At 23.0% G+C, this 26,535-nt stretch carries 29 protein-coding genes; 5 read left to right on the top strand and 24 right to left on the bottom strand.

Going from position 1 to position 26,535, the window contains the following annotated elements; all coding sequences use genetic code 4:
• Nucleotides 1-26: 26 nt before the first annotated feature.
• From EXC65_RS01030 to EXC65_RS00990, 9 genes are all read right to left on the bottom strand, one after another.
• Entirely contained in the window at nt 27-413 is a 387-nt protein-coding gene (locus EXC65_RS01030; RefSeq protein ID WP_129719654.1) for a hypothetical protein, read from the bottom strand.
• Entirely contained in the window at nt 413-1,822 is a 1,410-nt protein-coding gene (atpD, locus tag EXC65_RS01025) for a F0F1 ATP synthase subunit beta (protein ID WP_129719653.1), read from the bottom strand. Before atpD ends, EXC65_RS01030 begins: the two co-directional genes overlap by 1 nt.
• A gap of 11 nt (nt 1,823-1,833) precedes the next feature.
• Nucleotides 1,834-2,670 carry an ATP synthase F1 subunit gamma gene (atpG, locus tag EXC65_RS01020; RefSeq protein WP_129719652.1) on the bottom strand — a complete coding sequence of 279 codons (837 nt, stop codon included), beginning with the start codon at nt 2,668-2,670 and terminating at the stop codon, nt 1,834-1,836.
• Nucleotide 2,671: 1 nt separating this feature from the next.
• Nucleotides 2,672-4,237, bottom strand: coding sequence for a F0F1 ATP synthase subunit alpha (gene atpA, locus EXC65_RS01015; protein WP_129719651.1), 1,566 nt, complete (start codon nt 4,235-4,237; stop codon nt 2,672-2,674).
• Nucleotides 4,227-4,781, bottom strand: a complete 555-nt coding sequence (locus EXC65_RS01010; RefSeq protein WP_129719650.1) for a F0F1 ATP synthase subunit delta — start codon at nt 4,779-4,781, stop codon at nt 4,227-4,229. The genes atpA and EXC65_RS01010 overlap by 11 nt, the downstream gene beginning before the upstream one ends.
• Nucleotides 4,774-5,352: a F0F1 ATP synthase subunit B gene (gene atpF, locus EXC65_RS01005; RefSeq protein ID WP_129719649.1), complete on the bottom strand. Its 579-nt coding sequence runs from the start codon at nt 5,350-5,352 to the stop codon at nt 4,774-4,776. Before atpF ends, EXC65_RS01010 begins: the two co-directional genes overlap by 8 nt.
• A 10-nt stretch (nt 5,353-5,362) precedes the next feature.
• Nucleotides 5,363-5,647 (bottom strand): ATP synthase F0 subunit C, encoded by a 285-nt coding sequence (gene atpE, locus EXC65_RS01000; protein WP_129719648.1) that lies wholly within the window; start codon nt 5,645-5,647, stop codon nt 5,363-5,365.
• 94 nt (nt 5,648-5,741) lie between these two features.
• Nucleotides 5,742-6,422 carry a F0F1 ATP synthase subunit A gene (locus tag EXC65_RS00995; RefSeq protein WP_129719647.1) on the bottom strand — a complete coding sequence of 227 codons (681 nt, stop codon included), beginning with the start codon at nt 6,420-6,422 and terminating at the stop codon, nt 5,742-5,744.
• Between the two features lie 43 nt (nt 6,423-6,465).
• Nucleotides 6,466-6,891, bottom strand: coding sequence for a hypothetical protein (locus EXC65_RS00990; RefSeq protein WP_129719646.1), 426 nt, complete (start codon nt 6,889-6,891; stop codon nt 6,466-6,468).
• A gap of 231 nt (nt 6,892-7,122) precedes the next feature.
• Between EXC65_RS00990 and mraZ the strand changes: the two genes are divergently transcribed.
• The 4 genes from mraZ to EXC65_RS00970 are packed head-to-tail and all read left to right on the top strand — an operon-like array spanning nt 7,123 to nt 11,211.
• A complete protein-coding gene (mraZ, locus tag EXC65_RS00985) occupies nt 7,123-7,563 on the top strand; it encodes a division/cell wall cluster transcriptional repressor MraZ (RefSeq protein WP_129719645.1) in 441 nt (146 codons plus the stop codon).
• The gene (gene rsmH, locus EXC65_RS00980) at nt 7,563-8,459 is read left to right on the top strand and encodes a 16S rRNA (cytosine(1402)-N(4))-methyltransferase RsmH (RefSeq protein ID WP_129719644.1); all 897 of its coding nucleotides are present in this window, start codon (nt 7,563-7,565) and stop codon (nt 8,457-8,459) included. The genes mraZ and rsmH overlap by 1 nt, the downstream gene beginning before the upstream one ends.
• Before the next feature lie 19 nt (nt 8,460-8,478).
• Nucleotides 8,479-9,681, top strand: a complete 1,203-nt coding sequence (locus EXC65_RS00975; protein WP_129719643.1) for a hypothetical protein — start codon at nt 8,479-8,481, stop codon at nt 9,679-9,681.
• Nucleotides 9,682-9,684: 3 nt separating this feature from the next.
• Nucleotides 9,685-11,211, top strand: a complete 1,527-nt coding sequence (locus tag EXC65_RS00970) for a cell division protein FtsZ (protein ID WP_129719642.1) — start codon at nt 9,685-9,687, stop codon at nt 11,209-11,211.
• Between the two features lie 130 nt (nt 11,212-11,341).
• Here the strand turns inward: EXC65_RS00970 and EXC65_RS00965 are convergent, their stop codons facing one another.
• The 7 genes from EXC65_RS00965 to ybeY form a co-directional block, all read right to left on the bottom strand.
• A complete protein-coding gene (locus EXC65_RS00965; protein ID WP_129719641.1) occupies nt 11,342-12,598 on the bottom strand; it encodes an MFS transporter in 1,257 nt (418 codons plus the stop codon).
• Between the two features lie 3 nt (nt 12,599-12,601).
• Nucleotides 12,602-13,084 (bottom strand): zinc-binding metallopeptidase family protein, encoded by a 483-nt coding sequence (locus EXC65_RS04550; RefSeq protein ID WP_276310796.1) that lies wholly within the window; start codon nt 13,082-13,084, stop codon nt 12,602-12,604.
• A 491-nt stretch (nt 13,085-13,575) separates the two neighbouring features.
• Nucleotides 13,576-13,959: a hypothetical protein gene (locus EXC65_RS00955; RefSeq protein ID WP_129719639.1), complete on the bottom strand. Its 384-nt coding sequence runs from the start codon at nt 13,957-13,959 to the stop codon at nt 13,576-13,578.
• 791 nt (nt 13,960-14,750) lie between these two features.
• Complete coding sequence (gene nadE / locus EXC65_RS00950) at nt 14,751-15,476, bottom strand: NAD(+) synthase (RefSeq protein WP_129719638.1); 726 nt, start codon at nt 15,474-15,476, stop codon at nt 14,751-14,753.
• 5 nt (nt 15,477-15,481) lie between these two features.
• Nucleotides 15,482-16,351 carry a GTPase Era gene (gene era / locus EXC65_RS00945; protein ID WP_129719637.1) on the bottom strand — a complete coding sequence of 290 codons (870 nt, stop codon included), beginning with the start codon at nt 16,349-16,351 and terminating at the stop codon, nt 15,482-15,484.
• A complete protein-coding gene (gene cdd / locus EXC65_RS00940) occupies nt 16,351-16,737 on the bottom strand; it encodes a cytidine deaminase (protein ID WP_318025965.1) in 387 nt (128 codons plus the stop codon). Before cdd ends, era begins: the two co-directional genes overlap by 1 nt.
• Nucleotides 16,727-17,194 carry an rRNA maturation RNase YbeY gene (gene ybeY, locus EXC65_RS00935; protein ID WP_129719635.1) on the bottom strand — a complete coding sequence of 156 codons (468 nt, stop codon included), beginning with the start codon at nt 17,192-17,194 and terminating at the stop codon, nt 16,727-16,729. Before ybeY ends, cdd begins: the two co-directional genes overlap by 11 nt.
• Before the next feature lie 53 nt (nt 17,195-17,247).
• Here ybeY and EXC65_RS00930 point away from each other — a divergent pair, with 53 nt between their 5' ends.
• Nucleotides 17,248-17,901 carry a uracil-DNA glycosylase gene (locus EXC65_RS00930; RefSeq protein WP_129719634.1) on the top strand — a complete coding sequence of 218 codons (654 nt, stop codon included), beginning with the start codon at nt 17,248-17,250 and terminating at the stop codon, nt 17,899-17,901.
• Between the two features lie 42 nt (nt 17,902-17,943).
• On the opposite strand, the gene EXC65_RS00925 is transcribed toward EXC65_RS00930, so the two are convergent.
• The 8 genes from EXC65_RS00925 to nrdI form a co-directional block, all read right to left on the bottom strand.
• Nucleotides 17,944-19,755, bottom strand: coding sequence for a DUF2779 domain-containing protein (locus EXC65_RS00925; RefSeq protein ID WP_129719633.1), 1,812 nt, complete (start codon nt 19,753-19,755; stop codon nt 17,944-17,946).
• Entirely contained in the window at nt 19,755-20,582 is an 828-nt protein-coding gene (locus EXC65_RS00920; protein ID WP_129719632.1) for an MAGa7180 family putative nuclease, read from the bottom strand. Before EXC65_RS00920 ends, EXC65_RS00925 begins: the two co-directional genes overlap by 1 nt.
• 14 nt (nt 20,583-20,596) lie before the next feature.
• Complete coding sequence (locus EXC65_RS00915) at nt 20,597-22,399, bottom strand: P68 family surface lipoprotein (protein WP_129719631.1); 1,803 nt, start codon at nt 22,397-22,399, stop codon at nt 20,597-20,599.
• A 143-nt stretch (nt 22,400-22,542) separates the two neighbouring features.
• A complete protein-coding gene (locus EXC65_RS00910; protein WP_129719630.1) occupies nt 22,543-22,800 on the bottom strand; it encodes an RloB domain-containing protein in 258 nt (85 codons plus the stop codon).
• Entirely contained in the window at nt 22,760-23,035 is a 276-nt protein-coding gene (locus EXC65_RS00905; protein ID WP_129719629.1) for a hypothetical protein, read from the bottom strand. The genes EXC65_RS00910 and EXC65_RS00905 overlap by 41 nt, the downstream gene beginning before the upstream one ends.
• The gene (locus EXC65_RS00900) at nt 23,016-23,408 is read right to left on the bottom strand and encodes an AAA family ATPase (protein WP_129719628.1); all 393 of its coding nucleotides are present in this window, start codon (nt 23,406-23,408) and stop codon (nt 23,016-23,018) included. Before EXC65_RS00900 ends, EXC65_RS00905 begins: the two co-directional genes overlap by 20 nt.
• 530 nt (nt 23,409-23,938) lie before the next feature.
• Nucleotides 23,939-26,071 carry a class 1b ribonucleoside-diphosphate reductase subunit alpha gene (gene nrdE, locus EXC65_RS00895; protein WP_129719627.1) on the bottom strand — a complete coding sequence of 711 codons (2,133 nt, stop codon included), beginning with the start codon at nt 26,069-26,071 and terminating at the stop codon, nt 23,939-23,941.
• A gap of 11 nt (nt 26,072-26,082) precedes the next feature.
• Nucleotides 26,083-26,535 (bottom strand): class Ib ribonucleoside-diphosphate reductase assembly flavoprotein NrdI, encoded by a 453-nt coding sequence (gene nrdI / locus EXC65_RS00890; protein WP_129720217.1) that lies wholly within the window; start codon nt 26,533-26,535, stop codon nt 26,083-26,085.

Raw genomic sequence — 26,535 nt, 5'->3', positions numbered from 1 at the left:
TATAAAAATAATATTGTAATAAATTCTTAATTGTTTTTCTTTGATTTTTCTATATTTTTCTTGATCATTGCTTTTTTATGCGACATTTCGAAATGTTGATTTTTACTTTTAGTTTTTATTTCATTAATTTTTATTTCTTTAAAATCATCTTTAGTTTTAGATATTTCTTCAACAATGATAAAAAGATTTTCTTTATCACCATAAACAAAACCAGATTTTGCTCAATAAATTTCTTGATTTTTAGATCATGAAGAATTTATTCAAATTTGGCCATTTTCAATTATTGTTACAACAGGTGTTATACCATATTGAAAACCACGAAAACCATCAATTGTTTCAATTGTTACTAAATCAGATTTGGTTGCTTTAAAAACACCTTTTGGACTAATAATTTTTAAATTTATTTCATTCATTATACTTTGTTAATATTTTGTTTGTGTTTTTCAACTACTTCTTCAATTGAGCCCATATACAAGAAAGCATCTTCAGGTATATCATCATGTTTACCTTCAATAATTTCTTTAAAACTTCTTATTGTATCTTCGAGTTTTAAAAATTTACCAGGTTTACCTGAAAATTTTTCAGCAACAAAAAATGATTGAGATAAAAAGTTTCTAATTCTTCTTGCTCTATAAACAGTTTTTTTATCTTCTTCTGATAATTCATCAATCCCAAGTATTGCAATAATATCCTGTAGTTCTTTAAATTTTTGTAAAATTTGTAGCACTTGCTTTGCCACGTTATAGTGTTCAAAACCAATAATTTGTGGATCGAGCATTCTTGAACCTGAAGCTAAAGGATCAACAGCAGGATAAATTCCTAATGCAGCAATATTACGGTCTAAAACTGTTTTAGCATCTAAGTGTGCAAATGTTGTTGCAGGCGCTGGATCAGTTAAGTCATCTGCCGGAACATAAACAGCTTGTATAGAAGTAATAGAACCTTTTGATGTTGATGTAATTCTTTCTTGAAGTTGCCCCATTTCTGTAGCAAGTGTTGGTTGATAACCTACAGCAGATGGAATTCTCCCTAATAAAGTAGACACTTCAGAACCAGCTTGAGTAAATCTAAAAATATTATCAATAAATAATAAAACATCTTGATTCATTTGGTCTCTAAAATATTCAGCCATAGTAAGACCTGTAAGGGCAACACGCATTCTAGCTCCAGGCGATTCATTCATTTGACCAAAAACTAAAGCCGTTTTGTTTAAAACTCCTGCATTTTTCATCTCATGATATAAATCATTTCCTTCACGACTTCTTTCACCAACTCCAGCAAAAACTGAAAGTCCTCCATGATGTGTTGCAATGTTATTTATTAATTCTTGTACTAAAACTGTTTTACCAACTCCAGCCCCACCAAAAAGACCAATTTTCCCACCTTTTACATACGGAATTAATAAGTCAATTACTTTGATTCCTGTTTCTAAAATTTCAAAATTACTTTTTTGTTCTTCGTATTTTGGTGCAAGTGCATGAATTGGCATTTTAAGATCACTCTCAACTTCTGGTAATTCATCAATAGCTTTACCAAGAACATTAAACATTCTAGATAAAACTTGTGTCCCAACAGGTACACTTATTGGTTTTCCGGTATCAATTACAGTCATATTTTTAGTTAAACCATAAGCCATTTCCATTGAAATTGTTCTCACTGTATCATTACCAATATGTTGTTCAACTTCAAGGACAATATTTTTTTTAGGATCATTTGGATCAACTATTACTTCAAGTGCATTAAGTAATGATGGAATGTTATTTGATTTAAATTTTACATCAATAACAGGACCTAAAATTTGGACAATTTTTCCTTTATTCATTAATTTCTCCTTTAATTATTTGTTCCACTAATAATTTCTGTTATTTCTTTAGTGATATCTGCTTGTCTTCTTTTGTTGTAATCTATTTTAAGATTTACAATAATATCGCTTGCATTACTAGTTGCATTTTCCATTGCAATTCTTCTTGATGCCATTTCAGAAATTTTTGACTCTATTAAAAAGTTAAAAATTGTTGCCTTTAAGAAAAAAGGCACAATTCTTTCAACCACTTCTTTAAAAGAAGGCACATATTCAATATCAATATTTTTTTTGTTATCGTTTTCTTTGCTCTCAAGTGGGAAAAGAGTTTGAACCTCACTATTGAAAGTGACACTATTAATAAATTTAGTATAAATTATCTTTATTTCATTGATTTCATTATTCATTAACAAATCAATTAATATAGAAATAACATCATCTAAAATTCCATATTCAATATTATCACCATAATGAATGATTTTTTTAATGATTTGCTCATTATAATCATTAATTAAAAAATTATTAATTTTTGTTCCAAAAACAATGATTTTATCTTTTTTTTGAACCAATTCTTTAATCTTTTTTATAATGTTGATATTATAAGAACCGCAAAGTCCAAGATCTGAACCTATAATAATATAAATTGTTTTTTTCTCTTGTTTAAATTGTTTTAAATATTTATTTAAATCACTATTTTTAAAAGAATTATTTACTATTTCAATTAATGAATTAGCAAAGGTCTTTGAAACTTCTGCTTCTTTTTGAATTTTTTTAAATTTTGCCGTTGCTAAAAGTTCCATTGCATTTGTAATTTTTTTGATATTTTCAATTAGTTGAATTCTATTTTTGATTAAATTAAGTGATTCCATATTAATTTAATTGAGGAATTTTTAAATGATTATTTGGGTTATAATCATCAATTTTTGAAGTAAAATCATTAGCAAAATCAACTAATTTTTTATAAAGTTTTGAAAGTGTTTGGCTATCTAAAGTTTTATTTTTTAAAATTTCAGCTTTTAATTTTAACATTTCATTTTCAGTGTTAATTCATTGCAATAATTCATTGTTAAAAGCACGAATTTCATTTAATGGAATTGGGTTAACAATTTGATATTGAATAGTAAAAAGTAAAATAACTTGATCAATTTCGGAAATATGTAAATATTGATCTTGTTTTAATATTTCATATACTTTACTTCCATGACTAAGTATTTTTTTAGTAGATTCATCTAAATCTGAACCAAATTGAGCAAAAGCTTTCATTTCATTATATTGCGCAAGTTCAAGTTTAAGTGATGAAACTACAGATTTCATTAATTTTGTTTGTGCTGAAGAACCAACTCTAGAAACTGAGAAACCTACATCAACAGCTGGTCTTTGCCCTGAATTAAATAATGACTCTTTCATAAATATTTGTCCATCTGTAATTGAAATTACGTTTGTTGGAATATAGGCTGAAATATCACCTGATTGAGTTTCAATAATTGGAAGCGCTGTTATTGAACCACCACCATTTTTTTCATTAAGTTTAGCTGCTCTTTCTAATAAATAGGAATGTTGATAAAAAATATCTCCTGGAAAAGCTTCACGCCCTGGTGGTCTTCTTAATAAAAGTGAAAGTGTTCTATATGCAACAGCATGTTTTGATAAATCATCATAAACAATTAAAACATCTTTCCCTTGCTCCATAAATTCTTCTGCAATTGTAACCCCAACATAAGGTGAAATATATTGTAAAGGTGAAAGCTCAGAAGCACTTGCAACAACGATAGTTGTATATTCAAGAGCTCCTTCTTTTTCAAGTTTAGATACAATTTGTGCAATAGTTGAATTTTTTTGCCCTATTGCTACATAAATACAGTAAACATCTTGATTTTTTTGGTTTAAAATGGTATCAATAGCAATTGCTGTTTTACCAGTTTGACGATCACCAATAATTAGTTCTCTTTGCCCTTTACCAATTGGAATTAGTGAATCTATCAAAAGAATACCTGTTTTAAGTGGTTGGTTAACTTCTTGTCTTTTCATTATTTCTGGTGTATTTGTAAAAACATTCCTTGTTTTAGCACTATTAATAGGACCTTTACCATCAATAGGTTCACCTAATGCATTAATAACTCTACCAATTATTTCTTGACCTACTGCAACAGAAATAATTTTATTTGTTCTTTTAACTATTTGACCTTCAAATACTTTTTGGTCATTACCTAAGATTACAACACCAACAAAATCTTCTTCTAGATTCAAGACCATTCCTTTAACATTACTTTCAAATTCAATAATTTCACCTAAAATAGCCTTTTCTAAACCTGAAATCAAGGCCACACCATCACCAACAGTTATAACTTTTCCAGTTTCATAATAATGAGCCTTATTTTCATATTTTTTTATTTGTTCTTTAATTATTGAAGAAATATCATTTTTATTAAAAGCCATTTGTTTTCTCCTTTAAAATATAATCTTTTATACCCTCTAATTTAGAAATTATTGAATTTTCAAAAATATGGTTTTCAATTTCGATTTTAATCCCTGCAATAAGTGATGTATCTATTTCATTCACTAAATGAATTTCACAATTTATTTTCTCTTTAATTTTATTTACCAATTTTTGCATTTCATTTTCATTTAAAATTCTTGTTGAATAAACAACACCTTTTTTTATATTTAAATGTTGAAATGCTTCTTTTTGGAATGTATTAAAAATTTCAGGTAATTTATTAATATATCTTTTTTTTGTTAATAATTTTAAAAAATTAATAATAGTTTTTTCAAAAACAGTATTTTGAAAAATCTTGTCAATAATATCTTCTTTTTCATCTTGTGTAAGATTAAAAGAAGATAAAATAAAAAAAATTTTTTCATTAGCAAGAAAAATATTGTTAATTTCTTGCAAATGATTTAAAAAACTTTTTATTTTTTTTTCTTCTAAAGCTATTGAAAACAATGCATGAGCATAATTAGATGATTTTATTTTATTCATTATTTTCTGTTTCTATATTATCAAAAAATGTTTGTATTAAATTTTGATTATCATTCTCATTAATATTTTTTTCAATAATTTTAGAAGCTAGTTTCACAGCTGTATTAACTACATCATTTTTATATTGTTGTTGATAATCTAACTGCATTTTTTTAATAGCTCTATTTCCATCATTAATAATTTGTTTAGCCTCAATTTTCGCATTATTAATTGTAATTAATGACTCTTTTTCAGAATTAAATCTAGATTGTTCTATTATTTCCAAAGCTTTCTGCTTTGCAATTGATAGTTCATGTTTTTTTTGTAATTCAAATTTAATTGCTTGTTCTTTTTTAACTATAGTTTCATTTATATTTTTTTGAATAAATTCTCTTTTTTCCTGTATTACCTTTCTCAAAGGAGAATAAACAAGAAAATATAAGATAATTAAAACAATAATAAATGCAACTAAAGTTGCCAGCATTACTCAGACATTAGGCAAAATATTTTTAAATAATTTTGATATTTCTTCGCCAGCTGAGAATTCATTAGTTTTTTCACTAGTGTTTTGTGATAAATTTTGTGTTAACATTTTTTAAAATTTAAAAAACAAATAATAAAAGAATAGCAACTATAAGGCAATAAATTGATGATGTTTCAGCGATTGCACAGCCAATAATTAAAAGTTTAACAATGCTTTTTTCTGCTTCTGGGTTTTTTGCTACAGCTTCAACAGCTTTACCAGCTGCATAACCTTGTCCAACTCCTATTCCCATAACACCAATTAATGATGCACCTGCTCCAACAGCTACAAGCCCAACTCCCACTGCATTAGATGGATTTTCTTGTGATAATTTGTTTGCAATTTCTAAAATTTCTGTGTTCATATTTTTAAACCTCTCTTTTTAAAAAAATATTTATATTTTATTGTAATAATAAAAATTATAAGTGTTTCATTTATATAAAATAATAATTAAACCCTTAATCATTAGTTGTATTTGAAGATCAAGCAACAGCTGTTAAAAGTGTAAATACATACGCTTGAATAAAAGGACCAAAAATGTCAAAATAAAATAAAAATGGTGCTAAAAATAATGATGCTGGTAAATTAAACATAGAAAAAACACCAATAGGTAATAATCCTCAAACATAATTTAGTCCACCATAAAGTAGCAATAATATAACTGAACCACCAATTATATTACCAAACAACCTAAATGATAAAGATAGTAAAGGTGAAATAGCCGAAACTATTTCTAATGGATTTAAATATTTAACAAAGTAACGCCACTTTAAACAAAAAATTCCTATAATTTGAGTCCCTAAATGAGACATCAATGTTAATGTTAATGGTATTGAAATACTACTTCCAATTGGTTCAACACCAAAAAGTGAAATTAAATTTCCAAATAATAAAAAAGTAAAAAGTGCAAATAAATAAGGTTTTAAAAAATTAATTTTTTTAACTTCATTTCCAGTAAAAAAACCATCTAAAAAATTATAATATTTTTCAGCAATAAAAACTACTATACCAGGTGCTTTATCTGCTTTTTCTTTTTTAATTTTGAAATAAACAATAATTGAAAACAATAAAATTAAAAACACTACAACAAAAAGTGTAAAAAGTTGTGGTTGTTGTCAATTATCGAAAAATGCTCCCATTTCACCTCCTTTATTTTTTTATATGTTATATAAATTAAATATACTAAAATTTTTTGTTTAATGTTTTGATTATGATAAATGGCATAAACATTAAAACACCGATCATAAAACTAATAATATTTATTGGGTATATTCCAATATCTGGTAATTTTTTATTATCATTAAATTTAAGATTAAATAAAAGGATACAAATTACAATCAAAACCTGAAAGCCAATAAATATTAAATTAAATAAAAAATATACAAAAATTATTTTAGCTTTATCTTTTCTTTTAAAATCAATAGATTTTTTTACTTTTTTTAAAAAAAGATAAATAATTAATTTGTTTTTTAAAAAAAGCCCACCACCTATTGATAGCATTGCAAATATTCAGCCTAACAATAATGAAAAATCTCAAAATGCATAAATACTTAATGCTAAAAAAACTAATAAATATAAAAGTAAAATTCATTTTATTTTTTTAAGCACATTTACCCCTTGATTACATTTTTTTTGTTAAATTTAAACTTTGCTTTTTTATTTTACTCCTTTTTATTTAAAAAAAGCCATTTTTTTTTAAAAAAATAATTTTCGTTAATTTTTTTTGTTTAAGATTCCCTTTTTTAAAGCATTTTTTTAATTTTAAAGAAAAAAATATTTTTTTTTTGTAAAAAGTGTGGTAAAAGGTGTATAATGTGGTAGATAGTGGAAGGAGTTGGAATGTTTGGCAATTATTTAAAAACTATTGATGAAAAAAATAGAATCGTAATTCCTAGCAATTTTAGAGCTGAATTAGGTGATGTTTTTTATGTATCATTAGGACTAGACAAAATTATTGAAATCAGAAATAAATTTGAATTTCAAAAAATAAAAAATAAAATTAACGAACACAACTCATTAAATAAAAACGTAAGAGACTTTGCAAGGTTTTTCTTTGGAAACACCACAGAAGTTTCATGTGATAAATTGGGAAGGGTGATTTTACCAAAAAACCTTTTGTCAATTACCACTATCACCAAAGAAGCATATTTGATTGGAGTAGGTGAAAAGTTAGAACTTTGACCGAAAGATAGATATGAAGCTGAAAACAAAAAGTTTACAAATGAAGAAGAACTTGAAGAAATGCAAAAAATTTTAAACGAAAGTGGAGTTATTCTTTAATGAAACATTTACCTGTTTTATTAAATGAAGTGTTAGAACAATTAAATCTTAAAGAAGATGGTAAATATATTGATTTAACACTAGGAAGAGCTGGGCATTCATCACACATTTTGAAAAAACTCAAAACTGGATGATTGTATGGTTTTGATAAAGATATTGAAGCTACAAAAGAAAGTAGATTAATACTTAACAAAATTAACAGTAATTTTACTATTATTCACAGTGATTTTAAAAACATAAAATATGCTATGAATAATTTAAAAGTTGAAAAAGTTGACGGAATTTTGATGGATCTTGGTGTTTCATCTCCACAATTAGATGATAAAGATAGAGGTTTTTCATATAACAAAGATTCAAGATTAGATATGAGAATGGATCGAAGCCAGAGTTTGGATGCTCATTATATAGTTAATAACTACAGTTATGAGCAGTTAAATTCTATTTTTATCAAAAATGCAGATGTAAAGCTTTCTTACAAAGTTGCGAAAGGCATTATTGATAATAGACCTATAAATACTACTTTAGAATTAGTAGATGTTATAAAAAAATCACTACCTGCAAAAATAGTAAGGTTAAAAAATCCTGCTAAAGCAATTTTTCAAGCTATTCGGATTGAAGTAAATGATGAATTAGAATCATTAAAACTTGCGTTAAAAGATTCGATTAATTTTTTAAATACAAACGGCAAACTTTTAGTTATTACATTTCACTCAATTGAAGATAAAATTGTTAAAAACTTTTTTAATTCATTAACAAAAAAAGAAGATTACTATAAACTTCCTATTATTGTTGAACAAAAGTGAAAAAATATTTCTTTAAAACCTAAAAATGATGAAATATCAACTAATAACAGAAGTAGAAGTGCTAAATTAAGAATTTTAACAAGATTAAAATAATATTTATGAAAGGGTGTTTATGAAAAGAAAAATCAAAGTTGTTGCAAAAATTTCAAAAGATAATTTTGGGCTTTATGCTTTTGAAAAAATAAAAAATGACAATATTTTAATTTTCAGTAAAGAAAGTAATAAAAACGAAATGATGCAAAAGTTTTTTGAAAGTTCTTTAAATGAAATAAATACCTTTTTAAAAGCTAAAATTAAAAAAATATTTGTTTATTTAAATAATTTTAGAGATATTCATTTTAATAGTGAACAATTTGAAATTACCACTAACATTAATAATAATAAAAAAATAATTGATAATAAAATTTTTAATCAAAACATTGAGCAAGCAAAAAAAACATTTAATAAAAATGAATATTCATTAATTTTGTTTCAAGCAAAAAAATTCACAACTAATTATGAGCATGAAAAAAAACAATATTTAACTTGACCATTAAATAAAAATGCTGATAATTTAATTGTAGAGTATAATGCAACTTATATTTCTAAAAAATATTTTCAATTTTTGACTAACTTTTTTCAAAATTTCGATTTAAAAATTGAAAATATATTTACAAACATTAATTCTATCCAAAATTTAATAAACATTGAAACTAACACAAATTCTGAAAAAATTGTTATAAACATAGATGAAAATAATTCATGATTGGCACTCATAAATAATGATTCAACTATCAAGTATAAAGAATTAAGTTTAAATTATAATGACATGATTAAAGAATTTTCTAATAATTTCAATTTAACTGAAACAAAAGCAAAAAAAATATTTAAAGTTTATGGCAAGATTTTAAATAATAATGAAGCAAATTATTTAATTGATGAAAATATTAGCGCCAAAGATATTTCACAAGCAATAATAAATTTAGTTAAAAAAAACTCATTTGAAATTTTAGAATTTATTAAAAAAGAAAAAATTGAAACTAAAAATTTCTTTTGACTAGGAGCTCTGAATTCAGTTGAAAATATTAAGATGGCAATTAATACTTTCATTATGAATAAAGAAACAATTCTTTATAATTCAAAATATAAAACAAACTTAAGTAAAATAATCAGAGAAATAGTTGTTGGTTTAGAATATGTTGAATTGTGTCTTGAAAGTCAATTTGTTAAACAAATTAGTTTAATAGAGACACAACCAATTTTAAATGATATTTTTATCATGAAAAAAAGTAATAAAATTGCTAATTTATTTAAAACACTAACTTTAAGGAGATAAAAAATGTCAAATAGAAAAATTAAAATTTTTGGTATTGGTGGCTGTGGAAATAATATAGTAAAACATGCATTAGAAAATGCAAAAGACAACATTGAATATTACTTTGCAAATACAGATTTAATTACACTTAATACTTTTGATCCAGAAAAAACTATTGCTTTAGGTGATAGTGAAAAAAGAAAAGGATCGGGAGCGGGCAATGATCCACTCAAAGGTAGAGAGTATGCACTTGAATCTAAAAATGAAATTAGTGAAAAGATGGCTGGTGCAGATATTGTTGTTTTGGCAGCAGGAATGGGCAAAGGAACAGGATCAGGTTCTAGTTCAATTTTTGCAGAAGAAGCTAAAAAACATGGTGCTTTAACTATTGCAATAGTTACAATGCCATTTGAATTTGAAGGAAAAAAAATTAGTGGTAATGCAGCTTTAGGACTTGCAAACCTAAAAAAACATGTTGATGCACTTTTGATTATTTCCAACAATAAATTAGCAACTAAACACGCTAATTTACCTCATTTTGAAACAATGAAAATTGCTAATGTATTTTTTGACAAAATTATTAATGTCATTTATGAAATTATTAATGTTAGAGGAATTCAAAACGTAGATTTTGCTGATTTGTTATCTATTATGAAAACAAAAGGCGAAGTAATTATTAATTCAGTTAAAGGCTTTGGTAGCGACAAAGTTCAAAAAGCAATTGATAAACTATTGGAGTTTGATATTCTTGAAAATAATATCAAAAAGGCAAAAAACATAATTCTTAATATTGCTTCAGCAGATATAACTTCTGCTGAAATCAGTGAAATAATTAATCGTATTAAAAAAGAATCTGAAAATGAAGTTGATGTTATTTATGGATTGATACAAAAATCTAGCAATGACAAAGATTTATCACTTTCTATTATTGCAACAGGAATTAATGAATTTAATTCAGAAAATAAAACAATCAGTTCAACTATCACAAATAATCATAACAATGTTTCAAGGGAGAATGTGAGTGAAACACCAAAAAGCACTTTCATGAACACTAAAACAGTTTTAAATGAACATAACACTGAAATGGAGAAACCTAGTTTTTCATCGATAACTGAAGCAGTCAGAAGTCAAATGGAAAAAAAAGTTAATAATAATGAAAATTCATTACCAAAAATTCAGAGTGAAAATTCAAGTAAAATTGAAACTAATTTTAGAAGTATGGCAAGTCCTTACGCAAACAATCCGAAAGTTGAAACAGTGCAAACAAACACTAATCCTATGACCAGCAATTCTACCCCTAGTTTAAATTATGATAAATTAAGACATAGAATGGCTGAAAAAAGTTCAACACCTGAAGAGAGAACAACTAATGTTGCATCAAACTATGCAACTATTAGCCAGAAAACTAGAGAAGAAACATTAAGTGCATCTGGTCAAAAAACTAATAATCATTCTTCAGAGTTAAATTACAATAAACCAAATTTTTTTGAAATTGAAAATGATAATGATGAAACAGAAGAAAATTATTTCCCAAGTTTTTTAAGAAAATAAAGTTATTAGCGATGTCATAGAAGCCAAAACTTTAATAAGTATCATTTAAATTAATCAATAACAAAAATACAAACACTAAATCAGTGTTTGTATTTTTGTTATAACTATTTTTTATGTCTAATTTTAATTTTTAAAAGTTAACAATTGAATTATTTATATTTTTTTTCTTTCATAATAAAACTGCATCAATAATAAAATAAATAGTGAAACAAATTAAAATTAAAATAATAATTAAATAAGTCATAAATGCATAATAATAATTATATGTTTCGCTTAAAAATGTAAAAAACAATATTGCAAATGAAGAAACTAAAGTTCTAAATATCAGAGATAATCCAAGCTGTTTTGCATTATCTTCTTTATTAAACATTTCATAATGAAAATTATAATATATAGGTATTAACAAGGAAAATAAAAGTTGTTGAAATGAAATAATTAAAACGTAAAAAATTAATGAAAATCATGAATTTTTTTCAAACATCAAAATTATAAAAAGTCATGGAAATCCAATTAAAACTAATAAAAAGGAACAAATACAAAATATAGCTAAAATTTTCGACTTCATTTTATAATTTAATCAATGACTTATAAAAGTACCTAAAACACCAAAAATAGATGTTAAAACTGGAATTATTACACTTGAAAAATTTCTGTCAATAAAATCAAAGTTAGAAAATTTTAAAAATTGAAACATTCCTGATTGCTTTGGATATAAAATTAATGAAATCACTATAGAAAAGAATATAGTGAAAAATCATTTGCTTTTGTTTTTTGAATAATTTTTTTCATTGTTTTTAATATTTTTAAAAACAATAGCTTTTTTATTTAAACTTAAAGAAAAATAAAGCAAACCACTTAATAAATAAGTGCAAATGTTAAATATTATCAAAAAATAATAATTAAAATAGCTAAATAATAATGAAATAAAAGGAAAAAATACAAATGATAATGTAGTTGCTCATGAATTCAAATAATTATATTTTTTTATTTCTTTTTCATGACTACTGCAATAATATAAAATATTTCTTAAATGTATAAATCTAAAAGCATGAACAAAACCTAAAAGTGAATTTATTATAATCATTAATATTGAAAATAATTTACTTTCTTTTGAATACAAAAAATATAAAAATATTGATATTATCAAAAGAAATAAAGACAAAATATCAGAAATTACTAATGAAAATTTAGAATTTATTTTAGAAATTCGTTTACTAAAAAAATAAATTACAAGTGTAGGAATTTGAATCAATAAATACATTGATGCTATATTTCATTGATTACCTTCAAATTTAAACATGTATAATGAAGTACCTAATTTAAAAGCTCCTGATCCAATTAACGAAATAAAAATAGCTATAATATATTTATATAAATTTGTTTTCATATTCTAAGATAAAATTGTTAAATAAAGAAAATTTTTAAATGTAGTTTTCGAAATATGCGAATGTATTTTGATAGCAGCAATATTAATTGTTATAACATTATCATATGTTTGTATTTCTGTAATATCAGTTAGCCCAGAACCATAAACTAATTCATAAGGTATAAACATTTTTTCGAAAAATAATTTCATTTTTTCAATCATTTTAATATTTGGTGCTGTAAAACTATCTGCAACTCTTATATAAATTTTTTCACTATCTCATTTATCATTTTCAGAAACTTCTAAGTTTATTATTGTATTATATTTTTTTAATTCTTGTTTAAAATCAATATTTTTTATCGATACTAAACCAATTTCCTCTTTTGTTGTTAAACAAAAATCATTAATATGGTTACCAAAGAGATAAAAAATTAAAATATTTAATCTATTATCAAGGTTTTTAGAAATTATTTTTTTAGAATCAAATATTTCATTTTGTTTAGGTAAAACTTGAAATATTTGATTTTTTTCAAAAATTAAATTCTCCAGAATTTTTAGTGTTGGTCTATTAATTTTTTTTATTTTTTCATTTGAAAAAATATAATTATCTTTTTGTACACTTTTAGTTGTTTTGATGAACTCACCATCAACATTATATATATTGACATCAGTATTATTTCAATTGATTGTACCTAAATTGTATACTTGGTTATTAAATAAAATTCCACCAACTTCATCACTATGTCCTATAAATAAAATATTGTTTTTAGATTTGTTGAATTTTTAAAAATAAAATTATTATTTATATTTTCATAATTACTAAAATTATTTTTAAATTTTTTTATAATATTATTTTTAAAACCTATAATAGAGGGGAATTTTTAAAAATCTAAAATTTCATTGTTTTTTTTATGTAAAATATTCAAAAATAAATTACAACTTTTAATAACACTTAATAATTTTCCATTATTTTTTAATGATTCTCAAAATTTATGAATTTAAATATTCTGGTTTATAAAAATAGAATTTTTTAAATAATTAAAAATAGGTAAATATTCATAATTATAATGATACGAAATTATTGTAGATGTGTAAATTTGACTCATTAAAAATTTTTGATTAATTTTTGTATTTATATCTAAATCTAAATTATTTTCTTTAATTAAAATTAATTTTAAATCTTTTAAAATATTATTTACTTTTTTCTCTCTGTCATGTTGAAAAACTGGGGCGATAATATAACCTAAAGATAAAAAAACTTGAAATACATGAAAATTTAAATTTAAATAATATAAATTTGTATTTTTAATTTGCGTACAATACTCTAAAGAAATACTTTCTAAAACAATAAATTCGATTTTTATTCCTTTTCAATAAAACACAAATAAATTATTATCATAAGTTATTTCCTTTATTTCTTTTATTAAAAACTCAATAAATTTTTCTCTTGTATATTCAGGAGTTTCTGAAGAGAAACAAATATCAACATCATTAAAATCTCTTTCAATGATTCCATTTCTTTTTAAAACATAACTTCCTTTAATAATTAAATCAAATAATTCAACATTAGAATTTTCTTTTTTAAATTTATAAATTTTTTTATTTAAAAAAATTCAAATTCATTAAAAAATTTTTTGCTGAATACATTTTTTTGCATTTATAAAAAGACCCCCTCATGTTTTTGCTTAAAAGTTAATTGAACTTTTTTTTATATTTTTTTCATTTTAGTCTTCAATTTTTATGTATATTTTTTTGAATTAATTATAATTTATATTCTTTATTTTAAAATAAAATATTCTAAAATGAATAATAATCAATTTAATTAAATGATTATTAAAATATAAATTATTGTGTAATTAAATTTTAATTTTCAAAAGTTCCATTTGTGATTATTATTTTTTAATAATAACAAGATAAAAAATAGTTTTTTTAAATTCAATAAAAGAAAAGATAAAAATGAAAAAAACAAAAATACTAAATACAACAAAAATTGATTTTTGTAAATCAAACTTTATTGATGTTGCACTTAGTATTTTGCTTTAAATTGAAAATTTTATTATAAAATGATGATTTTTAATTTTATATATTTTTTATAATATTTTTTTTGATTTTTGAATTTAGAAAAAATGATTATTTTTGCATTAATAAAACATTTTTATTTTAAATTTAAATATTATTCATACATTTTTTTAGGTTTTGGAATAGCTTTTCTTTTATGTTGTGTAATTTTGTGTTGTTTTTTAATTTTTTTTATAATTTCATTACTTAATTTTTCTGGATTTGTAAAAAATAATTCAAATTGATCATAGCTAAATCCCAATTCTTCTTCATCACTTTGATTTTCTCAAAGACCAGCTGATGGTTTTTTATTAATAATACTTTCAGGAATAACTTTAATTTCTTTCGACATTTGTTTAACTTCTGATTTTTTCAAATGAACAATTGGCAATAAATCAACTCCACCATCACCATATTTAGTAAAATATCCTAAATACATTTCAGAAAAGTTATCTGTACCTAAAACTAAATATTTTTTTGCTTGAGCAATTGCATAAAGTGTTGTCATTCTTAATCTTGGTTTGATATTGGCAATAGCTAATTTATCATTTATATTTAAATTTTTCAATAATTCATTATAACTATCTTTTAAATTTACTTCTAAAGTTTCAATTTTTATATTATTTACTAATGCTTTTATATCATCTAGATCATTTGCCATAGAATTTATAGGCATGATTATACCTAATGAATTATTTGGAAAAGCTTTTTTTGCAATAGCTGCTACTAAAGATGAGTCAATACCCCCTGACAAACCTACAATCACACCTTTCATTTTAGCTTTTTTAACTTCATCTTGCAATCACTTAACTAAATAATTAAAATATTCTAAATATTTCATTTTAATTAATACCCCATTCTTTTAATTGATTTTTCATCATCATTTCATTTTTTACTTACTTTTACTCTAGTATTTAAAACAATTGGCATATCAAAAGTTAAAGCAATTTCCTTTCTCGCATTAATTCCAATTTTTTTAATCATACTTCCGTTTTTACCTATTAAAATGCCTTTTTGAGAATCTTTTGATACATAAATAATTGCATCAATTATGTATTTATCTTCTTCTTCACTAAAATTATCTATAACAACAGCTATATTATGTGGTAATTCATAATCTAAAAGTTGAATAGCATTTTTTCTGATAATTTCTTTTGCAATAAAAGACATGCTTTTATCAGTTATCTCTTCTGGATCAAAAAATAAATTTGATTCAATTGCATATTTTTTAATTTCTTCCATTAATTCATCAATGGTTCTTTGATAATTTATTGATACACCTAAAACTGAATTAAAACCTAAAGATTTTAAAAAAGAAGCTTTAGTATCTAATTCATTTTTTTCTTCTATTAAATCAACCTTTGTAATAATAGCTATTTTATTTTTGATCTTTTTTAACTTATCTATAATCATCAAATCACCTTTTGCTATCGTTTCATTTTCAGGGGTTAAAAATAAAACTAAATCTGATTCCTTAATCGCTTCGTAAGAACTTGCATTTAAACTTTCACCTAATTTTTGTTGGGTTTTGTGAATACCTGGAGTATCTGTGAAAACTATTTGATATTCACTATCATTATATATACCATTAATTTTATCTCTTGTTGTTTGTGCTTTAGGTGTTACTATTGATAGATTATAGTTTAAAATTTTATTTAATAATGAAGATTTCCCTACATTTGGGCGGCCTATAATTGAAACAAAACAAGTTTTCATTAAATTATTTGATCCTTAATAATTGGAAAAGGTACTAACTCATTCAAAGTATTTATTCTATATTCACCATTATTTTTATACTGGTAAACTTTTGCATCTAAAGGCATAAATTCAGTCATAACTTGTCTACAACCTGCGCAAGGCGAAATATATTCTGGACTTTTAGAAATAATGTGAATTTCAATAATTTCATTTTGTTTAAAACCATGAGAAATTGCACCAAAAATAGCTGATCTTTCAGCACAAATCCCTGAAGGAAATGCTGCATTTTCTACATTTACTCCATTTCAAGTTTTGCCATTTTTATCAATTAAAATAGCTGCAACTGGAAAATCAGAATAAGGTGCATATGAAAATTTCAATAATTCTTTTAATTTAGTTATCATCACGATTAACTCCTAGTTTTTTCATTATGTTATTAACATGAGAATTCATAATCTCTTCATCTTTTTCTGTTTGATGATCAAAATGAAAAAGATGAACCATTCCATGTGTAAATAAATAGCAAAATTCTCTTTTAATACTATGACCATATTCTTTTGCTTGCTCAATAATTTTTTCATAAGAAATAATTATTTCACCTAAAAATAAATAATCTAAAAATTTAAAATCATTTCAATCAGTGGGAAATGACAAAACATCAGTTTCTTTATCTTTTTTTCTATATTCATTGGATATTTTTTTAATTTTTAAATTATTGGTTAAAAGCAAATCAACATGCAAAGGCTTTTCTATTTCAAACTCTTCTTGTGCATAATCAACAATTTTTTTAAACTCATTTAGAAATTCAAATTTATATTTAGTATCATTAAGAAAATTAAGACTATTTTTTTTTATATTCATAAATTATATTATAATTTATTTTTAAATATTTGCACTAAAAAGGAAACTAAAAAATGACAAATAATGAAAAAATAAATCTTTTTTTAAAAAACGAATTTCAGCAAGAATATTTTATAAATCTAAAAAAATTTTTAAATAATGAATATAAAAATAAAATTATTTTTCCACAAAAAAAGGACATATTTAATTTTTTAAAATTAACTGATTTCAATAGTTTGAAAGTTGTAATCATTGGCCAAGATCCATATCATGGTGAAAATGAAGCTCATGGTTTAGCTTTTTCTACATTAAACAGAAAATTGCCCCCTTCATTAAAAAATATTTATTTAGAAATCCAAAAAGATTATCCAAATTTTAATAAAATTAATGGGGATTTATCATCTTGAGCAAAACAAGGGGTTTTACTTTTGAATAGAATTTTAACTGTTCAAAAAGATAAACCAATGTCACATGCTGATATTGGTTGAGAGAATTTTAGTTTTAATCTTCTTTCGTTTATTAACAACAATTATAATAATGTAATTTTTTTGTTATTAGGTAAAAAAGCTCAAGAAATTCAAAAAAAATTGATTTTAAACAAACAAATTGTAATTAATTTATCACACCCTTCACCGTTTAGTTACTCTTTAAGTTTTAAAAATTCCAGAATTTTTAAAAAAATTAATCAAACACTGAAGAAAATGAATAAAAATGAAATAATTTGATAAAAATATTTCAATATTAAAATTGAAATATTTTTATTTATTAAATTACAAATCCTTTATTTTATCTTTATGTTTAATAGTTCAATTTATAAACTCTACCACCATTATCATTGCCATAACATCATTTTCGCAATATTTTTTTAAATTTATTTTTTCATCTTCTCATTCTTTATCACCAATAATCCCTAAATAACGATCTATAGCTTTTGACATTGCTAAAACTCCATTTTGTATCACTAATTCTTTATAAGGGATTATAAAGTTTTTTAAATTTAATTTTTCTTTGTTTTCTGTAATTAATTTTTCAATTTTTTTTATACTATAATAACCTTTTAATTTACTAAAAAAAATAGAAGGGAGAATAAATTCATTTGCCTTATACTTCGAAAAAAAATCAGCTAAATCAATTGTGTTTTCAATAATATGATTGTATTTATATAATAATTTTTCATGTTTTTCTTCATCATTTTCTTTTATTAAATTCATCATTTCTTTAATTCTTGTATTTTCATATGATTTATTAAAAACAACAAAATAATCTGAGCCATTACTATAAATTTTTTCAATTATTTCTACAAAAACATTTAAATCAATTTTTTTTGGATCATAAACAATATTCTCTGTATAAATTTTATTTTTATAAGTTTTTTTTATTGAAAGTTGAAATACAATTTGTTTATATGGTTCCACACCATCAATTGGTGGAAAAGGTAATGAAAAGCCTTCAAAATCATATCAAACTATTGAATTTTTGGGATTATTTAAAATATTTAAAATTTCTTCATCATTTATAGATAAATCAATTCTAGCATTAACTGATTTTAAATATTCAATAAACTGAATATACGTTATATTTCTAGTTTCAATAAAATTTAATATACTTTTTTTACTTAAAACTTTTCCACTAAAATTAGCTATTTCTGGATAAAATTGTTCAACAATAAAATTTACATTTGGGTTAGAACCAAAAGGACCATTATCTAATTCTGAAAAGTTTTGTATTTTATCAACATTTTTAAAAGAATTAATCTTTTTAATAGCATAATTTATTTCTTCTAAATATATAGTTTTATTTTTTAATTCAATTTTTTTTTCATTAACTATTTTAAAAATAGAATTATTAAATATTTTTTTGTCATTTGAGTTTCACTCATCATAACCTATACCTTGTTGATTGCTAAGTTTTTTATAAAAAAATTCTTGTGAATTAGGAATTTTATCACTTACTTTAAATTTTTTTTTATTTTTATTTAAATTTATATTAAAAATTTCATCAAATAAAATTTCACCTTTTTTTGGTTTTTCGTTGGTAGAAATTAAAAAATAAGATGCATTTTTTAATTCTAAAAAATTTCTTATTATTTGAAAATTTCAATATATTTTCAATACATCTTTAATTTTTGTAGATGTAGAAAGTTTTAAGCATGATATTTTTCTTTTTTCTAAATCTAATAAATCTACTCTTGCAATAGCATTCTTATATTCAAATACTCCAAAAAGTATAATTCTATATTTATTACTTTTTAAAATTTCTACTGTTTCTTTGATAGCTTCATCTGTTTTTTTGGATTTAACAACATATATATTTTCATAGCCATATTTCAAAATTATATCTTCGATAAATTTTTTAGTTAACTCTAAATAAACATTACTTTTAGTTACAATGAATTTATCATTTTTATTTTCATCACCATTATCCAATAAATCATCAAAATTTCAAAGTTGTTCATTTTCATCTTCTAAGCTTTCACTTTCTAAACTAGAATAATTTAAATTATCAACACTATTTCAAACAAAAAAAGGTTGCATAGTCTTAAATCTTAAAAAATGACTAAATAATATTTTTTCTTTTTGCATTATTCAATATCTTTAATTTTTCCTATCTTTTTTCATTTATCAATTAATTCTGCTCATTCCGCTTCATTTTTACATTCTAAATATTCTAAAAGATCACCATCATTTTTTAAATCATATTTTGGTGATACACCTTTTTCAGTGTATTTTTTATATCATTTTTTAATTTTTTCAATATCATCTTCAACTTGTGATTTATTTAGCTTGTATTTATAAACTTTTATATGTCTTTGTTCAATAGGAAAATTTTCAGGTTTTAAGTAATCTTCGTCTTTCAAAAATGTTGCAACAATAGCAAACTCATTCACACCCATCAAGTAAGAATATAATTGTGCTTGTTTTAAATATGAAAGTGGTATTTCATCTTTTTCTCATTTTTCTAAATTTTTTAATTGTGTTGTTTTGATTTCGATTAATAATTTTAAATCCTCAATGTAACCATCAGGAATCCCACCTACAATATCATCTTTATCTTTAAAATAATCATATTGATAATTTTGTGGTGGATAAACTGTAACCTTCTTTTTGAGTTTTTTTTCAATAACTTTAATCACTTTAGGTTCAATAGCAATACCAGCATTTATATATTTTTTATCTAAAATTGGCATATCTAATTTTGAGATTCTAACAAAAGCTAAAAAATGAGATTTAAATGAATCTGTTAATAGTACATCCCCTAATGATGAACCACCAATTTTTTTAAAACCATTTCAATTTCCCTTATTTTTCTTTAAAGTTTCAAAAAAATTATGTTCTAAAATTAAAACTTTTTTTTCTTTATCAATAAAATAATGTTGTCCATTATAGTATTTTCTTTGTTTTATTAACATATATCTCCTTTGTTTTATTTTTTCATTTTATTTAAAATTTCATTAAGAAATTTTTCAGATTCAAATTCATTATTTACATTTGATTTAATTGTTGAATTCCTCAATTCTCTTTCTATTGTTTTTGAAATAGATGAAGCTTTTTTATCAACTAATTTGTAAATTAAATTATCTTTATTTCTTATAGCATTTAACAATGAAATTTGACTAACAAGTGCTGCTTCTAAATTAAGTTTTTCTTTTTCTAATTCACTAATTATTTCAAAGTCATTGTTGTTTTGTTTTAGTGAATTAATTAATTTTTGTCTATCTAATATTTCTTGTTTTAAAAACTCAGAATATTTTTCTGAAACATTATTTTTAGAAGGAAAAAAATATCCAGACAAAATTGGTATTAAATCAGTTACATTATATTGTTTATTTCTGTAATTTACTTTTGCATTAAATAATCATTTTAAAAATTTTTTTGTCGCTTTGTCTAAAGGTCCATTATTATCCACTGAAATAGCAACTATGCTTGAACCTCCTTCTCATCAACTACCTTTTTTATCTAAAATATTTGATTTAGTTACTTGAGGTAAAAAATATAAATCTTCTTCTGTTGGTAATATTTTTTTTACTTGTTCTTCTGTTAAGTTTTGTTTTTTTATTAATTCATTTTTCTTTTCTAAAGTATTTACCAATTCTTCTTTAGTTACAACAAAGCCAAAACCAAATGCCATTCTATAATCTCTTAGTTCATAACCAACTCTAGTATTTTTTATTTGATATTTTTTATTAAAAATATTTTTTTTGTTTTTTTTAGATTCTAAATACTTTATATTATTTATATATTTTTTTGTAGTTTCTTCAAAATTAGATTGTAAAATTTTATCTTCTAAAATATCATAATTTAAATATGTTGTATTTTCGTCATTAGGATTTGGCTTTAAATTCCACATTTTTTTATTTTGTGATAAATTATTATAATCTTGAAAAAAGGTATCAATTGGATAATTAATCCCAAAAATTGCATTTGTTTCAGGTGTTTCGTCTTTAATTTTTGTTTCATCTATTTCAATTCCATTAAAAAAAATATCAACAAAATTTAAAATAGAATTATAACTTTGAAATGTTTCATCGTTAACACTTATATTCTTAAATGCGCTTTTATTTTTAGCTTTTAGTGTTAAAAAAAATGAATTTTCAGGAATTTCAGACCCTGTTTGAGAAGCAATTAATGATTTTTTATAAATATTTGAATTTTTATCAACTTTTCCACCATTGTTTTCAATTAAATTAAAAATTAAAAACATTAAATCAAGATTGAACATTAATGCATTTGTGTCTGAAATATTAAAAGGGATACTATACATTCTTTTAGAATCTACTCTTTCACCAGGAACTACTGAATGTAATTTAGCTATTTCTTCAGGAAAATTTTCAAAACCAACACCAACATCACTTAAATCCATATTTCTATTCTTGGAATTAATTAAAAAAGCACCCATTGGGTTATTTAAAATAATATTAGCTAAATCTGGAAAATTAAAATCCTTATATATATTTACAACTTGCTTTAGTGCTAACTCTGATTCACGCAATGTTTTGGTTTTATCATTTAGTAAATATTCTATCTCAATAAAATCTTTTGTGCCTTTGTTTTCTTTATTATACATTTCTACAATTTTGGTCATTGCTTTGGTTAAAGGTCAATTTTTATATTGTGCTGTAGCAAATTTAATTGTTGTTTTATTTTTTGTTGGATTACAAGAAATAAACGTTATTAAAACCATAAAAGAAATTAAAAAAAATAGTATTTTTTTTATTGTTTTGTTCATATTATCTGCCTTTTTATATATTGTTAGTATTTTAGTGTTAATTAATAATTTAAAATTATATAATAACAATAATAAAAATTATTTTTTATTATTTAAAATATTTTCAATTAATATACCAACATTAGTAGATTGTGTAAAAAAATCTACTTTTTCGAAATATCTTTAGTATTTTGAATTGCTTGTTCTCAGTTTTCAACTATTTTTTTTAGTTGCTCAATATTAGATTTTTTGTATTTTTTCTTTAAATATTCACCTAATTCTTCGTTTAATTCACTTCTAGAATATATTTTACTTTCTGAATCTATTTTTTTAAAATGAGCTAATAATCAAATTTCAAAATCAATATTCGAAAAAATAATATTAATGTTTTCTTTTTTGAAATTTTTCTTCAGGTAAATCATCTTTATCAAAAACTAAATAAAGTACAGCTTTATTTTTCGCTATTTTATTTTCGATTATTTTTCTTTTTGTTTTAATTGCTCAGTTGTTGCCTTTGTTTTTTAAAACAATTGTATTTATTTTAGCATTAGGTAATCTCAATTTTTGAAATAAAAGTTCAAAATATTTTGCTTCACTATGGCCTTCAGTAAAAATTCAATAAGGAATTTTAATTTCTCTATTTTGTATTTTTCTCATCTTTATTTTTTTCTAAATATTTCAGTCCTTCTTTGTTTTGTGCATTATTAATAATATGATATGCTCCAAAAATTCCATTTAAATATTGAGATGTAATATTATCTTTCTTTTTAAAAGTTTTTAAATTATCAAAATCCACAATCAAAAAAAGTTCACTTGTTCCAATATCATTTTTTTCTGTTAATCAAATTTGATCATCACGCAAATTATGATTCATTAAATTTAAATTATGGGATGAAAAAATAAATTGATTTTCTTTTGATGATTTATGAAAAATATCAATTAATGCTTTGCTTAATTCAAAATGAAATGATTTATCAAATTCATCTATTAATATAACTTTTTGATTAATTTTTTTGCTTAATAAAAACAATGCATTAAAATAAAAATTTGTGTTCCTTCACTTTCATTAGAAAAATAAACTTTAAAATCTTTTGAATTATTTTTATGAATTAAAAAAAATTCATGAGTTGATAATGGATTACCCGAGATATCAGTTCTTTGTATTTGTTCAATAATAATATCTTTAATATTAAAATCCGCATTTTGTAAAAGATGTAAAAAAAAGTTTTAAAATCTTTTGCTTCTAATTCAAATTGAAATGACTTTACAATTCAATCATTTACTAAAAATAGAAAATTAGTTGTATTTAAATTTAAAAACGTTAAATCATCAAAAAATCATAAAAATGCATCTTTGACTTTTTGTGAATTGTGATAATGTGCAATAAATAAAAATGTTTGAATTTTTAAAACCTTGTTACTTAAAAAAATCACTTCATCTGGTATTTTAGAAAAAATATTTTTACTATTATAAGGTAGTATTTTTTCTATAAAAAATACTAAAATACTACTTTAATATTTAAATTAAAATTTTTGAAGTGTATTTTAGTATTTTTACTTTTTAAATTTTGCAAGCGTCACACTCACTTACATCATAAAACTCACTATTTTCCAAAACATCTTGTCTTACTCTTACATAATAAATAGAAGCACAACCCTTTTTAAATGCATGAATATATGCTTTATTTAAATCTCTTGTAGTAGCTTTATCTGTAAAAAATAGTGTTAATGATATAGCTTGATCAACGTGTTGTTGTGCTGCAGCTGCTATATCAATAATTGGAAATGGCCCCATTTCATATGCTCCTGTTGCATAATATTCTAAATTATTTAAATTAATATTATATGCTGGTACATATACTCTACCCAATTTACCTTCTTTTCTTGTCTCAACTGGAGCAACAATTGGTTGAAGTGATGGTGTGCAAGATGAAAGATATGAAATGCTTCCTGTAGGAGCAACAGCCATTAAATGAGAATTTGCTAAACCAGTTTTTTTGATTTCTTCAACTAAATTTTTTCAATCTTCTTGAGTTGGCACATAGACTTTATATTCTCTAAAAATTTCCTTAATTCTTTCAGTTTTAGGAACAAATTTATCTTTTTCAACTTTAGTATATTTTTCAAAATATGAACCATTAGCAAATTTACTTTGTTCAAAACCTTTAAATTTACCTCAAATTTTAGCTAATTTATTAGATGCTTTGAATGCATTATATGCCATTGTATAAAAGAAAATATTTGTAAAATCAATAGCTTCTGGTGAATCATAAAATATTTGATTTGTAGCTAAAAATCCATGAAGATTCATAGCCCCTAATCCTATTGCATGATTATTTTGATTTCCTTTTTTAATCGAAGGAGCGCTATCAAGATCGCTATTTCTTGAAACATGATCAAGAGAAACAATAGAATTATAAATTAATTCCTCAAATTCTTCTCCAGCTTCCATTGCTTTTGCTATATTAATACTTCCTAAATTACAACAAATATCTTCACCAATTTTTTTAAAACTCAAGTCAACATTATATTCACTTGGGGTTGAAACTTGGGCAATTTCACTACAAAGATTTGACATTACAATTCTTCCTGGATGAGCATTACGACGATTGACTGTATCATCAAAAAGAATATATGGATAACCACTTTCAAAATGCAATTCAGCAATTAATGAAAAAAGTTTACGAGCATTAATAAATTTTTTGCTAATTCTTGGATTATTTAATAAATTATAATATTCATCTGTAATAGAAATATCACTCATAGCTTTGTTATATTCCTTATAAATATCATAAGGACTAAACAACGCCATTTCTTCATTTTTTTTAGCAAGTTCAAAAGTTATATCTGGTATTACAACACCTAAAGATAAAGATTTAATTCTGATTTTTTCATCAGCATTTTCTCTTTTAGAATCTAAAAACTGTAAAATATCAGGATGGTGAACATTTAAGTAAACAGCACCAGCTCCTTGTCTTTGACCTAATTGATTTGCATAAGAAAAAGAATCCTCAAGTAATTTCATAACAGGAATAATTCCTGTTGCTTGATTTTTAATTTTTTTAATAGGAGCTCCTAATTCACGAAGATTAGTTAATAAAATTGAAACTCCTCCACCTCTTTTAGATAATTGTAACGAAGTTGAAATAGATCTTGAAATTGATTCCATATTATCTTCAGTTCTAATTAAATAACATGAAATAAATTCACCTCTTTGTTTTTTACCTGCATTTAAAAAGGTAGGTGTTGCAGGTTGAAATCTTCCAAGCATTATTTGTTTTAAAATTTTTTGCGCTTTATCAAAGTCACCATTAGCCAAAAATAATGAATTCATCAAAACTCTATCTTCATATGTTTCAAGATATTCTTTTCCATCAAAACTTTTTAATGCATAAGCATTGTAAAATTTTAATGCTCCCATAAATGAAGGAAATTCATGCTTATAACTTTTAGCTTGATTGTTTAATTTTTTTATTTGATCAATAGAATATTTGTTTATTACTTTTTCTTCATAATAATCATTTTTAATTAAAAAGTCTATTTTTTCATCAAAAGTATTAAACTTTTTCATTTTAGGTTCAATTTCATTTTTTTGGTATTCTCTTGCTGCTTCTAAGTCAAAATTTACCTCTGACTGTTGTCAAAACATTTTAGCTTTTGCATTTAACTTAATATATTTATCATTTTCAAACATTTTTTCACCTTTTAATTCCAAAATTTTTCTAATATTTTTTTAACATTTTCTACATCTTCATTTGTACCTAATAATTCAAATTGATATAACAATGGAACTTGTAGTTTTTTAGATATAATAGGTCCAGCAATAGCAAATGTATCACCGAAATTTGTGTTCCCTGAAGCTATGACACCACGACAAAAACTTCTATTTTCTTTTTTATTTAAAAATTTAATTACTTGTTTAGGGACAGCACCTTGTTTTATATCACCACCACCACTATATGTTGGCACAAAAAGAACATAATCTTGATTTACTTCTAAAATTTCTGACATTTCATAAGGAATTCTAGCGTTTTTTAAATTTAATTTTTGTATAAAACGGTGTGTATTATTAGAAGTAGAAGAAAAATAAACTAAAAATATTTCACCCTTTGGTTTAATAACTAATTTTTCATCAATTTTAACTACATCATCATGCAT

The sequence above is a fragment of the Mesomycoplasma neurolyticum genome (genome assembly GCF_900660485.1).
Taxonomy (GTDB): Bacteria; Bacillota_I; Bacilli_A; order Mycoplasmatales; family Metamycoplasmataceae; genus Mesomycoplasma_A; species Mesomycoplasma_A neurolyticum.
Note: the sequence above shows the minus strand (reverse complement) of the source record. Positions and strands in the feature narration are given on the sequence as shown.